The sequence below is a fragment of the Pseudomonas nitroreducens NBRC 12694 genome (genome assembly GCF_002091755.1).
Classification (GTDB): Bacteria; Pseudomonadota; Gammaproteobacteria; order Pseudomonadales; family Pseudomonadaceae; genus Pseudomonas; species Pseudomonas nitroreducens.
Genome location: NZ_BDAI01000010.1, coordinates 89,644 through 105,155, shown reverse-complemented (window position 1 = coordinate 105,155; position 15,512 = coordinate 89,644). Strand labels below are relative to the sequence as shown.

12 protein-coding genes and 3 tRNA genes are annotated in these 15,512 nt (G+C 61.9%); 11 read left to right on the top strand and 4 right to left on the bottom strand.

The window, feature by feature from the left end; genetic code table 11:
• Window positions 1-59 precede the first annotated feature (59 nt).
• Both lpxH and PNI01S_RS21830 read right to left on the bottom strand, forming a co-directional pair.
• Window positions 60-782, bottom strand: coding sequence for a UDP-2,3-diacylglucosamine diphosphatase (gene lpxH / locus PNI01S_RS21835; protein ID WP_084359098.1), 723 nt, complete (start codon window positions 780-782; stop codon window positions 60-62).
• 4 nt (window positions 783-786) lie between these two features.
• On the bottom strand, window positions 787-1,293 hold the full coding sequence (locus PNI01S_RS21830; RefSeq protein WP_024765728.1) for a peptidylprolyl isomerase: 507 nt from the start codon (window positions 1,291-1,293) through the stop codon (window positions 787-789).
• Window positions 1,294-1,414: 121 nt separating this feature from the next.
• Here PNI01S_RS21830 and PNI01S_RS21825 point away from each other — a divergent pair, with 121 nt between their 5' ends.
• Entirely contained in the window at window positions 1,415-3,097 is a 1,683-nt protein-coding gene (locus PNI01S_RS21825; protein WP_084359174.1) for a glutamine--tRNA ligase/YqeY domain fusion protein, read from the top strand.
• 3 nt (window positions 3,098-3,100) lie between these two features.
• Window positions 3,101-4,489, top strand: coding sequence for a cysteine--tRNA ligase (gene cysS / locus PNI01S_RS21820; protein ID WP_084359096.1), 1,389 nt, complete (start codon window positions 3,101-3,103; stop codon window positions 4,487-4,489).
• Between the two features lie 64 nt (window positions 4,490-4,553).
• Here cysS and folD read toward each other — a convergent pair whose 3' ends face one another.
• Window positions 4,554-5,408 (bottom strand): bifunctional methylenetetrahydrofolate dehydrogenase/methenyltetrahydrofolate cyclohydrolase FolD, encoded by an 855-nt coding sequence (gene folD, locus PNI01S_RS21815; protein ID WP_038803695.1) that lies wholly within the window; start codon window positions 5,406-5,408, stop codon window positions 4,554-4,556.
• Between the two features lie 262 nt (window positions 5,409-5,670).
• Between folD and PNI01S_RS21810 the strand changes: the two genes are divergently transcribed.
• The 9 genes from PNI01S_RS21810 to PNI01S_RS21770 all read left to right on the top strand — a co-directional run bounded on the left by PNI01S_RS21810 (window position 5,671) and on the right by PNI01S_RS21770 (window position 14,621).
• A tRNA-Arg gene (locus tag PNI01S_RS21810) sits at window positions 5,671-5,747 on the top strand.
• A 31-nt stretch (window positions 5,748-5,778) separates the two neighbouring features.
• Window positions 5,779-5,854 (top strand) — tRNA-His (locus PNI01S_RS21805).
• Window positions 5,855-5,906: 52 nt separating this feature from the next.
• Window positions 5,907-5,991: transfer RNA gene (locus PNI01S_RS21800), tRNA-Leu, on the top strand.
• Between the two features lie 142 nt (window positions 5,992-6,133).
• A complete protein-coding gene (gene tig, locus PNI01S_RS21795) occupies window positions 6,134-7,444 on the top strand; it encodes a trigger factor (protein WP_037010414.1) in 1,311 nt (436 codons plus the stop codon).
• Between the two features lie 93 nt (window positions 7,445-7,537).
• Complete coding sequence (gene clpP, locus PNI01S_RS21790) at window positions 7,538-8,176, top strand: ATP-dependent Clp endopeptidase proteolytic subunit ClpP (protein ID WP_024763281.1); 639 nt, start codon at window positions 7,538-7,540, stop codon at window positions 8,174-8,176.
• Window positions 8,177-8,283: 107 nt separating this feature from the next.
• A complete protein-coding gene (clpX, locus tag PNI01S_RS21785; RefSeq protein ID WP_017519553.1) occupies window positions 8,284-9,564 on the top strand; it encodes an ATP-dependent Clp protease ATP-binding subunit ClpX in 1,281 nt (426 codons plus the stop codon).
• A 133-nt stretch (window positions 9,565-9,697) separates the two neighbouring features.
• Window positions 9,698-12,094 carry an endopeptidase La gene (gene lon / locus PNI01S_RS21780; RefSeq protein WP_024763282.1) on the top strand — a complete coding sequence of 799 codons (2,397 nt, stop codon included), beginning with the start codon at window positions 9,698-9,700 and terminating at the stop codon, window positions 12,092-12,094.
• A gap of 136 nt (window positions 12,095-12,230) precedes the next feature.
• On the top strand, window positions 12,231-12,503 hold the full coding sequence (gene hupB, locus PNI01S_RS21775; RefSeq protein ID WP_003087931.1) for a nucleoid-associated protein HU-beta: 273 nt from the start codon (window positions 12,231-12,233) through the stop codon (window positions 12,501-12,503).
• 228 nt (window positions 12,504-12,731) lie between these two features.
• Window positions 12,732-14,621, top strand: coding sequence for a SurA N-terminal domain-containing protein (locus tag PNI01S_RS21770; protein WP_084359094.1), 1,890 nt, complete (start codon window positions 12,732-12,734; stop codon window positions 14,619-14,621).
• A gap of 89 nt (window positions 14,622-14,710) precedes the next feature.
• Here PNI01S_RS21770 and fabI read toward each other — a convergent pair whose 3' ends face one another.
• Window positions 14,711-15,508 (bottom strand): enoyl-ACP reductase FabI, encoded by a 798-nt coding sequence (fabI, locus tag PNI01S_RS21765; protein ID WP_038803140.1) that lies wholly within the window; start codon window positions 15,506-15,508, stop codon window positions 14,711-14,713.
• Window positions 15,509-15,512 lie beyond the last annotated feature (4 nt).

Here is a 15,512-nt window from a genome sequence, read left to right as displayed (position 1 = left end):
ACGTCTGAGAGTGCCGGCGGGTTGGCGTCAAAAGGCCACTTCGGCAGTGGCTTGCCGTGTCAAAGGGGGAAGGGGGCCTGTTGCATGCCGCGGTCATCGGCCTCCAGCGCCCACCCCTGGCGATCCCAGTCGCCGAGGACGATGCGCCGAGCGGGGCGGCCGTCGATCTCCAGTTCGTGGACGGCGGGGCGGTGGGTGTGCCCGTGGATGAGGATGCGCACGCCTTTGTCGTGCATGATCTTCTCCACTTCCGCCGGCGTGACGTCGACGATCTCGCTGGCCTTCATGCGCGTCTGCGCGCGACTTTCCTTGCGCAACTTGCGCGCCAGCTTGTGGCGGGTGGTCAGCGGCAGGTTGCGCAGGATGAACAGCGTCAGCGGGTTGCGCAGCCAGCGGCGCAGCTTCATGTAGGCTACGTCGAGGGTGCACAGGCTGTCGCCGTGCATCAGCAGGATCTTCTCGCCGCCCAGGTCGATCAGGCTCGGGTCGCGCAGCAGGGTGCACCCGGCTTCGCGGCAGAAGGCCTTGCCGATCAGGAAGTCGCGGTTGCCGTGCATCAGGTAGATGCGCGTACCGCTGTCGGACAGTTCGCGCAGGGCACGGGCGATGGCGTGCTGGAACTCGTCCATGCCATCGTCGCCGATCCAGGCTTCGAAGAAGTCGCCGAGGATGTATAGCGCTTCGGCTGCGCGGGCGCGGGTGGAGAGGAAATGCAAGAACGCCCGGGTGATATCCGGGCGTTCCGCTTCGAGATGCAGGTCCGAGATGAACAGGACGCTCATCGACTCACTCGCCGATGATTTCGGCTTTCTCGATGATCACGTCGTCGGCCGGTACGTCCTGGTGGCCGGAGCGCATGGTGGTGGCGACGGTCTTGATCTTGTTGACCACGTCCATGCCGTCCTTCACTTCACCGAACACGCAGTAGCCCCAGCCCTGCACGGTCGGCGCGCTGTGGTTGAGGAAGTCGTTGTCGGCGACGTTGATGAAGAACTGCGCGCTGGCCGAATGGGGCTCCATGGTGCGGGCCATGGCGACGGTGCCGATCTTGTTGCCGACGCCGTTGTTGGCTTCGTTCTTGATCGACTTGCGGGTGCTCTTCTGTTTCATGCCCGGCTCGAAACCGCCGCCCTGGATCATGAAGTTGTTGATCACGCGGTGGAACACGGTGTTGTCGTAGTGGCCGGCCTTAACGTACTCCTTGAAGTTGGCCACGGTTTCCGGCGCCTTGTCGTCGAACAGTTCAAGGGTGATGTCGCCGAAGTTGGTCTGCAATTTGACGGTGGTAGTCATCAGGGAATTCCGCTCTTTGGAAAATTCGAAGGCCTGTCAGGGGGTTGACAGCTTCGGCTATGATAAGCGCTTTGGTTTGGCCGGCCTACCCTGGCTGAACGACGGAATGATCAAGGACACCATGAGCAAGCCTACCGCCGATACGAAAGAAGCCACTGTTGCCGCCAACTTCCTGCGCCCCATCGTCCAGGCCGACCTGGACAGTGGCAAGCACCAGAAGATCGTCACCCGCTTCCCGCCGGAGCCCAACGGCTACCTGCATATCGGTCATGCCAAGTCCATCTGTCTGAACTTCGGCCTGGCCAAGGAGTTCGGCGGTGACTGCCACCTGCGCTTCGACGACACCAACCCGGCGAAGGAAGACCAGGAATACATCGACGCCATCGAGGCCGATGTGAAGTGGCTGGGCTTCGAGTGGGCCGGGCAGGTGCGCTACGCGTCCAACTATTTCGACCAGTTGCACGACTGGGCGGTAGACCTGATCAAGGCCGGCAAGGCCTTCGTCTGCGACCTCAACGCCGAGGAAATGCGCGCCTATCGAGGCTCGCTCACCGAGCCGGGCAAGAACAGCCCGTTCCGTGATCGTTCCGTGGAAGAGAACCTGGACCTCTTTGCCCGCATGAAGGCCGGCGAGTTCCCGGACGGCGCCCGTTCGCTGCGCGCGAAGATCGACATGGCCTCGCCGAACATCAACCTGCGCGATCCGATCCTCTATCGCATCCGTCACGCGCATCACCACCAGACGGGCGACAAGTGGTGCATCTATCCCAGCTACGACTTCACCCATGGTCAGTCGGACGCCATCGAGGGCATCACCCACTCCATCTGCACCCTGGAGTTCGAGGATCACCGCCCGCTGTATGAGTGGTTCCTGGCCAACCTGCCGGTCCCGGCCCAGCCGCGCCAGTACGAATTCGCGCGCCTGAACCTGAACTACACCATCACCAGCAAGCGCAAGCTCAAGCAGCTTGTTGACGAGGGGCATGTGAACGGCTGGGACGACCCGCGCATGTCGACCCTGTCCGGTTATCGCCGTCGCGGCTATACCCCGGCGTCGATCCGTACCTTCTGCGACATGATCGGCGTGAACCGCGCTGGCGGCGTGGTGGACATCGGCATGCTGGAATTCGCCATCCGCGACGACCTGGACGCCAACGCCGGCCGCGCCATGTGCGTGCTCAAGCCGCTGAAGGTGGTCATCACCAACTACCCGCAAGGCCAGGTCGAGAACCTCGAACTGCCGCGCCATCCGAAGCAGGACATGGGCGTGCGCGTGCTGCCGTTCAGCCGCGAGATCTACATCGACGCCAGCGACTTCGAAGAAGTGCCGCCGGCCGGCTACAAGCGCCTGATCCCGGGTGGCGAAGTGCGCCTGCGCGGCAGCTACGTGATCCGCGCCGATGAAGCCATCAAGGACGCCGCCGGCAACATCGTCGAACTGCGCTGCAGCTACGACGAGAACACCCTGGGCAAGAACCCCGAGGGCCGCAAGGTCAAGGGCGTGATCCACTGGGTGCCGGCCGCCGAGAGCGTCGAGTGCGAAGTGCGCCTGTACGACCGCCTGTTCCGCTCCGCCAACCCGGAGAAGTCGGAAGAGGGCGGCAGCTTCCTCGACAACATCAACCCCGAATCCCTGGTGGTGCTCAAGGGTTGCCGCGCCGAGCCGTCGCTGACCAGCGCCACCGCCGAGGACCGCTTCCAGTTCGAGCGCGAAGGCTACTTCTGCGCCGACGCCAAGGATTCCAAGGCTGGCGCCCTGGTCTTCAACCGCACCGTGACCCTGCGCGACTCCTGGGGGCAGTAAGGGATGGCTGACTTGCAGATCTACAGCACGCTGTCCAAGACCAAGGACAGCTTCAAGCCTCTGGTCGGCAACCAGGTACGCATGTACGTGTGCGGCATGACCGTGTACGACTTCTGCCACATCGGCCACGCCCGCGTGATGGTGGCCTTCGACGTCATCGCCCGCTGGTTGCGCCATCGCGGCTATGACCTGACCTATGTGCGCAACATCACCGACATCGACGACAAGATCATCCGTCGCGCCCAGGAGAACGGTGAATCGTTCGAAGAACTGACCGCCCGCATGATCGCCGCGATGCACGAGGACGAGGCGCGCCTGTCGGTCCTGCGTCCGGACATCGAGCCGCGCGCCACCGGTCACATCGCCGGCATGCACGAGATGATCCAGACCCTGATCGACAAGGGCTACGCCTACGCGCCCGGTAATGGCGACGTCTACTACCGGGTCGGCAAGTTCGCCGGCTACGGCAAGCTGTCGCGCAAGAAGATCGAAGACCTGCGCATCGGTGCGCGCATCGAGGTCGACGAATCCAAGGAAGACCCGCTGGACTTCGTGCTCTGGAAAGGCGCCAAGCCGGGCGAGCCGAGCTGGGAGTCGCCCTGGGGTGCCGGTCGTCCGGGCTGGCACATCGAGTGCTCGGTGATGTCCACCTGCTGCCTGGGCGAGACCTTCGACATCCACGGCGGCGGCCCGGACCTGGTGTTCCCGCACCACGAGAACGAAATCGCCCAGAGCGAGGCAGCCACCGGCAAGCTCTATGCCGCTAGCTGGATGCATGCCGGCGCGGTGCGCGTGGACGGCGAGAAGATGTCCAAGTCCCTGGGCAACTTCTTCACCATCCGCGAAGTGCTGGAGAAATATCACCCGGAAGTCGTGCGTTTCCTGTTGGTGTCCAGCCACTACCGCAGCCCGATCAACTATTCCGAAGACAACCTGAAGGAAGCCAAAGGCGCGCTGGAGCGTTTCTACACTGCGCTGCGTGGCTTGCCGCTGGTGGCTGCCGCAGGTGGCGAAGAATTCGTCGAGCGTTTCGGCGCGGCGATGGATGACGACTTCGGTACGCCGGAAGCGGTGGCCGTGCTGTTCGAGATGGTCCGCGAGGTCAATCGTCTGCGCGACAGCGATCCGGCAGCGGCCGCTGCGCTGGCGGCGCGCGTTCGTGAACTGGGCGCTCTGCTGGGCGTGCTGCAGATGGATGCCGACGAGTTCCTCCAGGCTGGCGCGGCCGGCAAGGTCGATGCGGTACAGGTCGAGGCGCTGATCCAGGCGCGCCTGGATGCCCGCGCGGCGAAGAACTGGGCCGAATCCGACCGCATTCGCGACGAGCTGACCGCTCTGGGCGTGGTGCTGGAAGACGGCAAGGGCGGCACTACCTGGCGTCTTGCCGAGTAGTAGCTTCCCTGGAAATGAAAAAGGCCGCTGATCAGCGGCCTTTTTCTTGTTCGTCGAAAACCTGTCAGGTGTGCAGGTGTTCGGCGGCGTACAGGGTGTTTTCCAGCAGGCAGGCGCGGGTCATCGGGCCGACGCCGCCCGGAACCGGGGTGATCCAGCTGGCGCGCTCGGCAGCCACATCGTATTCCACGTCGCCCACCAGCTTGCCGTCTTCCTGGCGGTTGATGCCCACGTCGATGACGATGGCGCCTTCCTTGATCCATTCGCCCTTCACCAGGCCGGGTTTGCCGGCGGCAACCACGACCAGATCGGCACGGCCAACGTGGTCGGCCAGGTCGCGGGTGAAGCGGTGGGTGACGGTGACGGTGCAGCCGGCCAGCAGCAGTTCCAGCGCCATGGGGCGGCCGACGATGTTGGAAGCGCCCACGACGACGGCGTCCAGGCCGTACAGGTCGACACCGGTGCTCTGCAGCAGCGTCATGATGCCCTTCGGCGTGCAGGGGCGCAGCAGTGGGATGCGCTGGGCCAGTCGGCCAACGTTGAAGGGATGGAAGCCGTCCACGTCCTTGTCCGGGTTGATGCGCTCCAGCAACTGGGATGCATCGAGGTGGGCGGGGAGGGGCAGTTGTACCAGAATGCCGTCGATGGCCGGGTCGGCATTCAGGCGGTCGATCAGCGCGAGCAGCTCTTCCTGGGTGGTGCTGGCGGGAAGGTCGTACGCCTGGGAGAGGAAGCCGACCTCTTCACAGTCCTTGCGCTTGTGCGCGACATAGACCTGAGAGGCGGGGTCGCTGCCGACCAGGATCACTGCCAGGCCGGGGATGCGCAGTCCTTGCTGGCGGCGTTCGTTGACGCGTTGGGCAATCTGCTGGCGGAGGCTGGCGGCGATCGCTTTGCCGTCGATCAGTTTTGCAGTCATGTCGGGGGGATAACCATTAAGGCGGGTGAAAAGAAGGCGCGCATTTTCGCACGCTGCCTCCATAAGGCAAAGGCGGATGCCCCTGATTTGCCGTAACTCCTTTATCTCTTTGAATTTTTTTTAAAAAAGTTGTTGACGGGGTAGGGGCTCATCGATAACATGCGCCCCGCTTGCCGAGCACAGCCTGAAACACGAAAGAGGCGGTGCCAACCGATTCAGTGGTTTCACTGAGTCTGCTTAGCAAGGGTTGCCGCCACTTAAAGCGCCCGTAGCTCAGCTGGATAGAGCATCCGCCTTCTAAGCGGATGGTCGCAGGTTCGAGTCCTGCCGGGTGCGCCATGTGGCGTTCGGTACAAGCAAGTGTAATATGGTGGGCGTAGCTCAGTTGGTAGAGCACAGGATTGTGGCTCCTGGTGTCGTGGGTTCGATTCCCATCGTCCACCCCATATTCCGAAGCGCCAGGCCAAGAGCCTGGCGTTTTCGTTTCTGCGGTACCCTGCGGACGTGGTGAAATTGGTAGACACGCTGGATTTAGGTTCCAGTGGCGCAAGCTGTGAGAGTTCGAGTCTCTCCGTCCGCACCATCTTCTTTCCATAAGCTCTCGCATCCGTGAATTTCCGCAGCTTCCACTCAGGGTGACTTCTGCATTTCTAGCTACTAGAATGCTTGCCCTTGATTCTGGGAGCCGGAAGGACCGGCTTACGTCTGTGCCACGAGGAATATCCATGCAAGTTTCCGTTGAAAGCACCTCCGCTCTTGAGCGCCGCATGACCGTTGGCGTGCCGGCCGAGCGTATCGAGACCGAAGTCAACAAGCGTCTGCAGCAGACCGCTCGTCGCGCCAAGGTTCCTGGCTTCCGTCCCGGCAAGGTGCCGATGAGCGTGATCCGTCAGCGCTACGAAGCCGCCGCTCGTCAGGAAGCCCTCGGTGACCTGATCCAGGAAACCTTCTACGAAGCCGTGGTCGAGCAGAAGCTGAACCCGGCTGGCGCTCCGTCCGTCGAGCCGAAAGTGTTCGAGAAGGAGAAGGGCCTCGAGTACATCGCTACCTTCGAAGTCTTCCCCGAATTCCAGGTTGCCGGTTTCGACGGCATCAAGGTTGAGCGTCTGCAGGCCGATGTGGCTGATGCCGATCTCGACAACATGTTGGAAATCCTGCGCAAGCAGAACACCCGCTTCGAAGCCGTTGATCGCGCCGCTCAGAACGACGACCAGGTGAATATCGATTTCGTCGGCAAGATTGACGGTGAAGCCTTCGCTGGCGGTTCCGCCAAGGGCACCCTGCTGGTGCTGGGCTCCGGCCGCATGATCCCGGGCTTCGAAGAAGGCCTGGTCGGCGCCAAGGCCGGTGAAGAGCGCGTGCTGAACGTGACCTTCCCCGAGGACTACCAGAACCTGGACCTGGCCGGCAAAGCCGCCGAGTTCACCGCTACCGTCAACAGCGTTGCCGAGCCGAAACTGCCGGAACTGAACGAAGAGTTCTTCGCTCTGTTCGGCGTGAAGGAAAGCACTCTGGAAGGCTTCCGCACCGAAGTTCGCAAGAACATGGAGCGTGAGCTGCGTCAGGCCATCAAGTCCAAGGTGAAGAACCAGGTGATGGAAGGTCTGGTCGAGACCAACCCGATCGAAGTTCCGAAGGCCCTGATCGGCAACGAAGTCAACCGTCTGCGCGTGCAGGCTGTCCAGCAGTTCGGTGGCAACATCAAGCCTGACCAACTGCCGGCTGAGCTGTTCGAAGAGCAAGCCAAGCGCCGCGTCGTGCTGGGCCTGATCGTCGCCGAGCTGGTCAAGCAGCACGAGCTGAAGGCCGATGAAGCCCGCGTTCGCGAAATGATCGAAGAAATGGCTTCGGCTTACCAGGAGCCGGAACAAGTTGTTGCCTGGTACTACAAGAACGACCAGCAACTGAACGAAGTCCGTTCGGTTGTACTGGAAGAACAAGTTGTAGATACTGTCCTGCAGAAGGCCAATGTGACCGACAAGCAGGTATCCTACGAAGACGCGGTCAAGCCTGCAGAAGCTCCGCAAGCGGCCTGATCCAGCGCTTCGTTCGATTGTCACAAGCCAGCCTTCGGGCTGGCTTGTGCGTCTATAGAGACATGACTTTTTATTAGGGAGTGATCGTCGGACATGCATAATCCTTATATGCCGCAAGTTCCGAACATTCAGGCCGCTGGTGGTCTGGTGCCGATGGTGGTGGAGCAGTCCGCCCGCGGTGAGCGTTCCTACGACATCTATTCGCGCCTGCTGAAGGAGCGGATCATCTTCCTGGTCGGCCAGGTCGAGGACTACATGGCCAACCTCGTGGTGGCCCAGTTGCTGTTCCTCGAGGCCGAGAACCCGGACAAGGACATCCACCTCTACATCAACTCTCCGGGCGGCTCCGTGACTGCTGGCATGTCGATCTACGACACCATGCAGTTCATCAAGCCCGACGTGTCCACCATCTGCGTGGGCCAGGCGTGCAGCATGGGCGCCCTGTTGCTGGCTGGCGGCGCCGCTGGCAAGCGCTACTGCCTGCCGCATTCGCGGATGATGATCCACCAGCCGCTGGGCGGCTTCCAGGGCCAGGCCTCGGACATCGAGATCCATGCCAAGGAAATCCTCTTCATCAAGGAGCGCCTGAACCAGGTGCTGGCGCATCACACCGGCCAGCCGCTGGATGTCATCGCCCGCGACACCGACCGTGACCGCTTCATGAGTGGTGACGATGCTGTCAAGTACGGTCTGATCGATCAGGTCTTCACTCAGCGTCCTTCTGCCGCCTGAGTCTCTCCGCTGTACTGCGGCCGGTAATCCGGCCGCTCGCGGGCTTGAAAATGCCTGCGAATGCCTTCATCTTGTCCTTCACGTATATCCCCGATTGGAACGATCGAATGACTGACACCCGCAACGGCGAGGACAACGGCAAGCTGCTGTATTGCTCCTTCTGCGGCAAGAGCCAGCACGAAGTGCGCAAGTTGATTGCCGGCCCCTCGGTCTTTATCTGCGACGAGTGCGTCGACCTGTGCAATGACATCATCCGCGAGGAGGTGCAGGAAGCACAGGCAGAGAGCAGTGCGCACAAGCTTCCGGCGCCGAAAGAGATCCGCACCATCCTCGATCAGTACGTGATCGGCCAGGAACGTGCCAAGAAAACCCTGGCAGTAGCGGTGTACAACCACTACAAGCGCCTGAATCAGCGCGAGCGCAAGGACGACGTCGAACTGGGCAAGAGCAACATCCTGCTCATCGGTCCGACGGGCTCGGGCAAGACCCTGCTCGCCGAGACCTTGGCGCGTCTGCTCAATGTTCCCTTCACCATCGCCGATGCCACCACCCTCACCGAGGCGGGCTATGTGGGCGAAGATGTCGAGAACATCATCCAGAAGCTGCTGCAGAAGTGCGATTACGATGTCGAGAAGGCCCAGATGGGTATCGTCTACATCGACGAAATCGACAAGATCTCGCGCAAATCCGACAACCCGTCGATCACCCGCGACGTGTCCGGCGAAGGCGTTCAGCAGGCCCTGCTGAAGCTGATCGAAGGCACCGTGGCTTCCGTACCGCCCCAGGGCGGCCGCAAGCACCCGCAGCAGGAGTTCCTGCAGGTCGACACCCGCAACATCCTGTTCATCTGCGGTGGCGCGTTCGCTGGCCTGGAAAAGGTCATCCAGAACCGTTCCACCAAGGGCGGCATCGGCTTCAATGCCGAGGTTCGCAGTCAGGAAGCGGGCAAGAAGGTCGGCGAAGCGCTGCGCGAAGTCGAGCCGGAAGATCTGGTGAAATTCGGTCTGATCCCCGAATTCGTCGGCCGCCTGCCGATCATCGCGACCCTCGACGAGCTGGACGAACCTGCGCTGATGCAGATTCTGACCGAGCCGAAGAACGCGCTGACCAAGCAGTACGCCAAGCTCTTCGAAATGGAAGGCGTGGACCTCGAGTTCCGTCCGGACGCGCTCAAGGCTGTCGCCCGTCGCGCGCTGGAGCGCAAGACCGGTGCCCGTGGCCTGCGTTCGATCCTCGAAGGCATCCTGCTCGACACCATGTACGAGATCCCCTCGCAGAACGACGTCAGCAAGGTGGTGATCGACGAAAGCGTCATCGAGGGCTCCTCCCAGCCGCTGCTGATCTACGAGAACAGCGAGCAGCCGGCCAAGGCTGCACCTGACGCCTGAAATCAGAAGGGGCCCTAGGGCCCCTTTTTTCTTCCCATCTACCGCGCTTGTTTTTTCCTAGTCCTAACCCCATCTTAGGCCGAAGGGTCCAATCCCATCGTTTTGGCCAAGTGCCGCTGTAGAGCCGAATATCATGAAAACACTCGTCGAGTTGCCCCTGCTGCCCCTGCGTGACGTAGTGGTGTATCCGCACATGGTCATCCCGCTGTTCGTCGGGCGTGAGAAATCCATCGAGGCCCTCGAGGCCGCCATGACCGGCGACAAACAGATCCTGTTGCTGGCACAGAAGAACCCGGCTGACGATGATCCGGGTGCAGACGGCCTGTACCGCATGGGCACCGTGGCCACCGTCCTGCAGCTGCTGAAGCTGCCCGATGGCACCGTCAAGGTGCTGGTCGAAGGCGAGCAGCGCGGCCAGGTAGAGCGCTTCATCGATGAGGACGCCTACTGCCGCGCCGAAGTTTCGATCATTGACGAGGTTTCCGTCGGCGAGCGTGAGTCCGAAGTCTTCACCCGCAGCCTGCTCAGTCAGTTCGAACAGTACGTGCAGCTGGGCAAGAAAGTGCCCGCCGAGGTCCTGTCCTCGCTCAACAGCATCGACGAGCCCGGCCGCCTGGTGGACACCATGGCCGCACATATGGCCCTGAAGATCGAGCAGAAGCAGGAAATCCTCGAGATCACCGAGCTGTCCGCCCGCGTCGAACACGTGCTGGCCATGCTGGACGCCGAGATCGACCTGCTGCAGGTCGAGAAGCGCATCCGTGGCCGCGTGAAGAAGCAGATGGAGCGGAGCCAGCGCGAGTACTACCTCAACGAGCAGATGAAGGCCATCCAGAAAGAGCTGGGTGACATCGACGAGGGCCACAACGAAGTCGAGGAGCTGAAGAAGCGCATCGATGCCGCTGGTCTGACCAAGGAAGCCCTGGCCAAGGCCACTGCCGAGCTGAACAAGCTCAAGCAGATGTCGCCGATGTCCGCCGAAGCGACCGTGGTGCGTTCCTACATCGACTGGCTGGTGAATGTGCCTTGGAAGGCCGAGAGCAAGGTGCGCCACGACCTGGACAAGGCCGAGGATATCCTCGATGCGGACCACTACGGCCTCGAAGAGGTCAAGGAGCGCATCCTTGAGTACCTCGCCGTGCAGAAGCGCGTGAAGAAGCTGAAAGGCCCGGTACTCTGCCTGGTCGGCCCACCCGGCGTCGGCAAGACTTCGCTGGCCGAGTCCATCGCCCGTGCGACCAATCGCAAGTTCGTGCGCATGGCCCTGGGGGGCGTGCGTGACGAGGCCGAGATTCGCGGTCACCGCCGTACCTACATCGGTTCCATGCCCGGTCGTCTGATTCAGAAAATGACCAAGGTCGGCGTGCGCAACCCGCTGTTCCTGCTGGACGAGATCGACAAGATGGGCAGCGACATGCGTGGCGACCCCGCGTCTGCGCTGCTGGAAGTGCTCGATCCGGAGCAGAACCACAATTTCAACGACCACTACCTCGAAGTCGACTACGACCTTTCCGACGTGATGTTCCTCTGCACGGCGAACTCCATGAATATTCCGGCGCCGCTGCTGGACCGCATGGAGGTCATCCGCCTGCCGGGTTACACCGAGGACGAGAAGATCAACATCGCCTCGAAATATCTTGTACCGAAACAGACTGCGGCCAATGGTCTCAAGAAGGGCGAGCTGGTCTTCGAGGAGGCGGCTACCCGTGACATCATCCGCTATTACACCCGCGAAGCCGGTGTGCGGAGCCTGGAGCGCCAGATTGCCAAGGTCTGCCGCAAGGCGGTCAAGGATGGCGGCAAGGCCAAGCGTATCGACGCCGTGGTGACGCCGGACTCGCTGGAGAACTACCTGGGTGTGCGCAAGTTCCGCTACGGCCTGGCCGAGCAGCAGGACCAGATCGGCCAGGTGACCGGCCTCGCCTGGACGCAGGTGGGCGGCGAATTGCTGACCATCGAATCGGCCATGGTTCCGGGTAAGGGCGCATTGACCAAGACCGGCTCGCTGGGCGACGTCATGGCGGAGTCCATCACCGCCGCGCTAACCGTGGTTCGCAGCCGTTCGAAGAGCCTGGGCATCGCTCCGGACTTCCACGAGAAGCACGACATCCACATCCACGTGCCCGAAGGCGCGACGCCCAAGGACGGCCCTAGCGCGGGCATCGGCATGTGCACTGCATTGGTGTCGGCGATCACCCAGATTCCCGTTCGCGCCGACGTTGCCATGACCGGCGAAATCACCCTGCGGGGTCAGGTGCTGGCCATTGGTGGCCTGAAGGAAAAACTTCTGGCTGCGCACCGGGGTGGAATCAAGACTGTGATCATTCCCGAGGAAAACGTGCGAGACCTTAGGGAAATTCCGGATAATATTAAGGCCGATCTCGTTATTAAACCGGTTAAATGGATTGACGAGGTCCTGCAAATTGCGCTGCAATACGCCCCGGAGCCCTTGCCCGATGCGGCTCCCGAGATGGTTGCAAAGGATGAGAAGCGCGAGTCTGATTCCAAGGAGCGAATCAGCACGCATTAGTTGGGGGGCTTTCTTGACACTGTTTTTGAGCCCTTGTTATAAAGCGGCACTTGCTTTGTCAGTTGGCAAACCAGCACCTGCTTTTGCTTACACCTAACACATAGAAACATACTCAACAGAAATAAGGGGACTTAGAGTGAACAAGTCGGAACTGATCGATGCTATCGCCGCATCTGCTGATATCCCGAAAGCTGTTGCCGGTCGCGCTCTGGACGCGGTGATCGAGTCCGTAACTGGCGCCCTGAAGGCTGGTGACTCCGTCGTACTGGTCGGCTTCGGCACCTTCGCTGTCAAAGAGCGTGCTGCTCGCACCGGTCGCAACCCGCAAACCGGCAAGCCGATCAAGATCGCTGCTGCTAAGATCCCGGGCTTCAAGGCCGGTAAAGCCCTCAAGGACGCTGTCAACTAAGCGTCTTTTTGGACTTGACCTGGACCGGTTCAACTTCGGTTGGGCCGGTCACGGAGCGATGACCCGGCTGGCGTAGGTCGGTTGGAATCATCAGGGGTCACGGGCTCAACGCCCGCAAGCTCCACCAGTTACGAGAAGGCGCATCCTCGGATGCGCCTTTCTTATATCCGCTTTTTTTTCCACGCCGCGCCGCCATTGACGGTGGGCCGTGGCCGCGTCGGGGGCCGCATGCTGCAAAACATCAGGGACAATTCCCAAGGCTGGATCACCAAGACCATCCTGGGCGTGATCGTTGTCCTCATGGCTTTGACCGGGTTCGATCAGATCATTCGCGCAACCCACCACGAGAACGTCGCTGCTCAGGTCAACGGTGAGGACATCAGTCTGCCGGAACTGCAGCAGGCTGCGGACATGCAGCGTCGCCAGCTGATGCAGCGCCTGGGCAAGGACTTCGATTCGTCCATGCTCGACGACAAGCTGCTCAAGGATTCCGCGCTGAAGTCGCTCATCGAGCGCAAGCTGGTCCTGCAGGCCGCCCAGAATGACAAGTTCGCGTTTTCCCAGCAGGCGCTGGACCAACTGATCCTGTCGACTCCCGAGTTCCAGGTGGACGGCAAGTTCAACGCCGACCGTTTCGACCAGGTCATCCGCCAGATGGGCTATGACCGCATGCAGTTCCGTCGCATGTTCGGTGAGGAAATGCTGATCGGCCAACTGCGCGCCGGCATCGCCGGTACCGGCTTCGTCACCGATGACGAACTGAACGCCTTCGCTCGCCTGGAGAAGCAGACCCGTGACTTCGCTACCCTGACCCTCAAGGCCGACCCGGCCAAGAGCAAGGTCGAGGACAGCGAGATCAAGGCGTACTACGCCGCCCACAGCACCGAGTTCATGACGCCTGAACAGGTCACCATCGACTATGTCGAGCTGAAGAAGTCCGCCTTCTTCGACCAGGTCGAGGTGAAGAAGGAAGACCTCGATGCCCTCTATCAGAAGGAGATCGCCGGCCTGGCCGAGCAGCGCGACGCCGCGCACATCCTGATCGAGGTGAACGACAAGCAGAACGACCAGCAGGCCAAGGCCAAGATCGACGAGATCAAGGCGCGCCTGGACAAGGGCGAGGACTTCGCCAAGCTGGCCAAGGAGCTGTCCAACGACACCGGCTCCGCCGCCAATGGCGGTGACCTCGGCTTCGCCGGCCGTGGCGTGTATGACCCGGCCTTCGAAGAGTCGCTGTACTCGCTGAAGAAGGGCGAAGTTTCCGCTCCGGTGAAGACTTCCTACGGCTGGCACCTGATCAAGCTGCTGGGCGTCGAAGCGCCGGAGGTTCCGACCTTCGACAGCCTGAAGGCCAAGCTGGAGCACGAAGCCAAGACCCAGCTGGTCGAGCAGCGTTTCGTCGATGCCACCAAGCAGCTGGAAAGCTCTGCCTACGAGGCTTCAGATCTGGCCCAGCCGGCCCAGGACATGGGCTTGAAGGTGCAGACCAGCAAGCCGTTCGGCAAGGAAGGCGGCGAAGGTGTCACGGCTAACCGCCAGGTCATCCAGTCCGCTTTCAGCCCTGAAGTGCTGGAAGAGGGGGCCAACAGCGGCGCCATCGAACTGGATCCGGACACCGTGGTCGTGCTGCGCGTGAAGGCGCACCACAAGCCTGAGCAGGAAACCCTGGAGCAGGTCAGTGCCGATATCCTCAAGCGCCTGCAGGTCGAGCACGCTGCAGTCGATGCCAAGTCCCGCGGTGAAACACTGCTGGCTGGCCTGCGCGACGGCAAGATCCCGCTGACCCAGGCCCAGGAAGGCCAGCAGTGGAAGGTCGTGGAAGCGGCCGCCCGTGGTCAGGAAGGCGTCGATCCGGTCGTGCTGCAGAGCGTGTTCCGCATGGTTCGCCCGGAAGGTGCCGACAAGCCCAGCCTGGGCGGTGTCGCGTTGCAGAACGGCGACTTCGTGCTGGTCAAGCTCAGCGGTGTGAGCGAGCCGGAGGCCAAGCCGACCGAGGAGGAAAAGGCGATGTACCGGCGCTTCCTCGCCTCGCGCAGCGGCCAGGATGATTTCTCCGCCTTCCGCCGTTACCTGCAGGATCAGGCGAAAGTCGAGAAATTCGACGAAGCCAAGAAGTAAGAAACTGGGGCCGCGCAAGCGGCCCTCGTTTTATCCGGTAAAGGAAAAAGGCCGCAATCGCGGCCTTTTTCTTTGCCTGGAGCAAAGCCTCAGTCGTCGCTGAGCGGCCCCATCGCCGTGGTGTTGAAGCCGCCATCGACATAGAGGATTTCGCCACTGATGCCACTGGCCAGGTCCGAGCACAGAAATGCACCGGCGTTGCCGACTTCCTCGATGGTCACATTGCGCCGCAGCGGTGTCTGGCGTTCGTTGGCGGCGAGCATCTTGCGGAAGCTCTTGATGCCCGAGGCGGCGAGCGTGCGAATGGGGCCTGCGGAGATGGCGTTGACGCGAATGCCCTCCGGGCCGAGGCTGCCGGCCAGGTAGCGCACGCCGGCTTCCAGGCTGGCCTTGGCCATGCCCATGACATTGTAGTTGGGCATCGTGCGCTCGGCGCCCAGGTAGGAGAGGGTGAGCAGGCTGCCGTTGCGGCCCTGCATCAGCTCGCGGCCGGCCTTGGCCAGGGCGATGAAGCTATAGGCGCTGATGTCGTGGGCGATCCGGAAGCCTTCGCGGGTGGTGACCTCGGTGAAGTCGCCGTCGAGTTGGTCGCCTGGTGCGAAGCCCACCGAGTGGACAATACAGTCAAGCCCATCCCACTGCTTCCCCAGCTCGGCGAACACGGCTGCGATGTCCGCGTCGTTGGCGACGTCACAGGGGAAGCACAGCTCCGCGCTGGAGCCCCAGCCAGCAGCGAACTCTTCCACGCGGCCCTTGAGCTTGTCGTTCTGGTAGGTAAAGGCGAGTTCGGCGCCTTCCCGGTGCATCGCCGCGGCGATGCCGGAGGCGATGGACAGTTTGCTGGCGACTCCGACGATCAGTACGCGCTTGCCTGCGAGAAATCCCATATTC

Coding starts and splice junctions, on each gene's coding strand:
- PNI01S_RS21770 (WP_084359094.1), top strand. CDS start 12,732: ATGCTGCAAAACATCAGGGACAATTCCCAAGGCTGGATCACCAAGACC.
- cysS (WP_084359096.1), top strand. CDS start 3,101: ATGGCTGACTTGCAGATCTACAGCACGCTGTCCAAGACCAAGGACAGC.
- lon (WP_024763282.1), top strand. CDS start 9,698: ATGAAAACACTCGTCGAGTTGCCCCTGCTGCCCCTGCGTGACGTAGTG.
- clpX (WP_017519553.1), top strand. CDS start 8,284: ATGACTGACACCCGCAACGGCGAGGACAACGGCAAGCTGCTGTATTGC.
- lpxH (WP_084359098.1), bottom strand. CDS start 782: ATGAGCGTCCTGTTCATCTCGGACCTGCATCTCGAAGCGGAACGCCCG.
- folD (WP_038803695.1), bottom strand. CDS start 5,408: ATGACTGCAAAACTGATCGACGGCAAAGCGATCGCCGCCAGCCTCCGC.
- fabI (WP_038803140.1), bottom strand. CDS start 15,508: ATGGGATTTCTCGCAGGCAAGCGCGTACTGATCGTCGGAGTCGCCAGC.
- PNI01S_RS21825 (WP_084359174.1), top strand. CDS start 1,415: ATGAGCAAGCCTACCGCCGATACGAAAGAAGCCACTGTTGCCGCCAAC.
- PNI01S_RS21830 (WP_024765728.1), bottom strand. CDS start 1,293: ATGACTACCACCGTCAAATTGCAGACCAACTTCGGCGACATCACCCTT.
- tig (WP_037010414.1), top strand. CDS start 6,134: ATGCAAGTTTCCGTTGAAAGCACCTCCGCTCTTGAGCGCCGCATGACC.
- clpP (WP_024763281.1), top strand. CDS start 7,538: ATGCATAATCCTTATATGCCGCAAGTTCCGAACATTCAGGCCGCTGGT.